This is a genomic window from Gordonibacter sp. (assembly GCF_036667095.1).
Taxonomy (GTDB): Bacteria; Actinomycetota; Coriobacteriia; order Coriobacteriales; family Eggerthellaceae; genus Gordonibacter.
This window is the reverse complement of the sequence record NZ_JAVWUP010000277.1, coordinates 1-2,674: the sequence shown is the minus strand read 5'-3', so window position 1 is coordinate 2,674 and position 2,674 is coordinate 1. Positions and strand designations below refer to the sequence as shown.

Annotated in this window: 2 protein-coding genes; both read left to right on the top strand. The window is 59.2% G+C overall.

What is annotated here, in order from left to right; genetic code table 11:
* Positions 1-210 precede the first annotated feature (210 nt).
* Entirely contained in the window at positions 211-1,476 is a 1,266-nt protein-coding gene (locus tag RR842_RS13630) for an MFS transporter (RefSeq protein WP_332730130.1), read from the top strand.
* A 177-nt stretch (positions 1,477-1,653) separates the two neighbouring features.
* Positions 1,654-2,577, top strand: a complete 924-nt coding sequence (locus RR842_RS13625) for a LysR family transcriptional regulator (RefSeq protein ID WP_332730129.1) — start codon at positions 1,654-1,656, stop codon at positions 2,575-2,577.
* Positions 2,578-2,674: the final 97 nt, after the last annotated feature.

Sequence of the window (2,674 nt, the reverse complement as noted above, 5' to 3'; positions counted from 1 at the left end):
CTTTCTATTATTACCCAATATTTAACTATTGTCCTTTGTATGGTAGGTTTGTAGGGCAAATATACCGTTATGACCATTCTCAGGTAGGAAGCAACAGGGGAGAATGTGCCGCAGAGAGCTTGTTCTGTGCAGCAAGCGTTCAGGGGTGCCGTTTCCCGCTACGTACTCAATTTCGCAGCGAGGGGCGACGGAGACTATTAGGAGGCAAAATTGAGTACAACGGTAGCGAAAGAGAAGATGAGCCCGCGGCATATGCTCATCGTTCTCACGGGCATCATGATCACCTTCGGATGCTCGGCCCTGTGCTTTTCGACATGGGGTCTGTTCCAGCCGGTCGTAGCAGAGGGACTGGGCATCCCTACCACCGGGTTCGCATTTTATGTAACGGTGATGTACCTGACGATGACGGTGGCGTCTCCCTTTGCGGGCAAGCTTATCCAGTCCATGGACATCCGTATCATCCTGACCGTCTCCGCCTGCTTAGTGGGCGGCGCGTTCATCCTGATGAGCTTCTCCTACGACATCGTCATGTTCTATGTGGCGGCGGTTCTTCTGGGCCTCGGCGAGATATCCATCCTGTGGCTTGCCATCCCGCAGCTTATCAACCGCTGGTTCCATGAGCGCGGCGGCTTCTTCATCGGGCTCTGCATGGCGTTTACGGGCATCGGCGGCGCTCTGTGGTCTGCCGTGTTCACGGCACTGCGCTCCAGCGGTATGGACTTCCACACCATCTACCTCATCTGGGGCGTCATCGCTCTTGCCACCTCAATTCCCTTCACGCTGTTCTGCATTCGCAGCAGGCCCGAGGATGTGGGTTTGGCACCGTACGGAGCCAAGGTTGCCGCTGACGGCCAGGCGGCGAAGCCGACGGGTATCTCCGCCAAGGCAGCCATGAAGATGCCGGTGTTCTTCGCGCTCTGCCTGTTTGCCGGAATCATCAACATAGCCGTGCTTATTGCCCAGCAGTTCCCGACCTACACGAAGACTTTGACCGGTGCCACGTTCGACGTGCTCGTGGTGGGCGGCATTATGGCCACGGTCATGATGGTGGGCCAAGCCATCTTTAAGATCGTATTGGGCGCAGCGGCCGACAAGAACGCCAAGGGTGCGCTGTGGTTCGCCTTCATCGCTGGCGTGGGCGGCGTGCTGCTGTGCTGGCTCGGCTCCTTCTCCGAATACACCATGTACGTAGGATCGTTCATCTTCGGTGCGTTCTATGCTACGGCGGTCGTGCTCGTGCCTATCGTGGTGAAGCAGGTGTTCGGCCTGCGCGACAACGCCATCATCTATTCCCGTGTATCCACGGTGTTCAACCTTATCGCGGCCTTCGGTTCGATGATCTGGGCGTGGATCGGCTCCTCGTTCGGGTTCAACGTCGTGTTCATCGTGGGTATCGCCATGATCGTTGCAGTATTGCTGCTGGGCCTGGTCTCTTTCGCCCAGGCCAAGAAACTGCGCAGCCAGTGGTCCGAATAAGCGGCATGATAGGGCACGGTTTCAACCTGCTCTGCTAAGGTATGCGGGGGCTCGCCATGCGGGTCCCCGTTACGCGCGTTATGGCGCGCGGCCGCGAGGTGCCTATCGGCCGTCTCGGTGGGAGCCTGCGGCACGGGGACGCTGTGTAGGCTGGCGAATGCAAGGGGGAAGTGCACCATGAACCTGTCCCAGCTCTACTACTTCAAGAAGCTTGCGGAACTGCAGCACTATACGAGGGCGGCCAAAGAGCTCTTCATCACCCAGCCGACGCTCTCCGATGCCATGTCGTCGTTGGAGAAAGAGTTGGGCATACCGTTGTTCCGCCGCGACGGGCGCAATGTGAAGCTGACGCCTTGCGGTGCAGAGTTCAACGAGTACGTGCGCAGCAGCCTGCGCGAGCTCGACGAGGGCATTGCGGCCATGGAGCAGCGCAAAGGCGAACTGCGCGGCGTGATAAGCTTGGGAACCACGTTCACCATCCAAGACGATTACCTGCCGGCGCTCCTTAGGGCCTATCGCGAGGAGCTCGGTTCCCACGTGAGCATCGAGACGTACCAGGGTTTCACGAACTACCTCACGCAGTGCCTGCACAACGAGACGCTGGATGTGGCGTTCTGCGGCAGGCGGGGGCACGAGCCCGATTTGGTGTACCGTCCCATCCTCAGCCGCCCCCTGGAACTTGCTGTTCGTGCGGACCATCCGCTTGCAGGGCGTGCGTCGGTGACGTTCGACGAGATCAAGGGCGAGCGCCTGATAACCTATCGCCGTGGCACGCCTATCGGCGAGCAGGTTCAAGAGTTGCTCGACCTCCATCCGCTTCCCACTATCGCCCAGATATACGACGACGACATCACGCAGGCATCGGTTCTCAGCACCGACCCGACGCTCGGTGCGCTCATGTTGAACTCCATCGGCCTGAAGCTGTTCTCGGATATCACGACCGTGCCCCTTGAGGGAGTGCGCCCAGACTTCTACTGGGTGTACCTGGCCTACTCGAAAAAGCACTACCAGAGCAAAGTGGTGCAGTCGTTCCTCGAGTTCGTCGAGAGGTTCGACGCCGAGGGCATCGATCTGGGCGCGCCGTGGACGGAAGAGGGGTAAGGGCCCGCTTTCGTTCCTAGGAGTTGGTTTCGCGCTTCGCCTGAGCCTGCTTGCTTGCGAAAGGCAGCTGTCACGGAGGGCTTGTTGGGGTTTTGCG

What these genes read in the sequence shown, in the direction of transcription:
- RR842_RS13625 (WP_332730129.1), top strand. Translation starts at nt 1,654, where the DNA reads ATGAACCTGTCCCAGCTCTACTACTTCAAGAAGCTTGCGGAACTGCAG.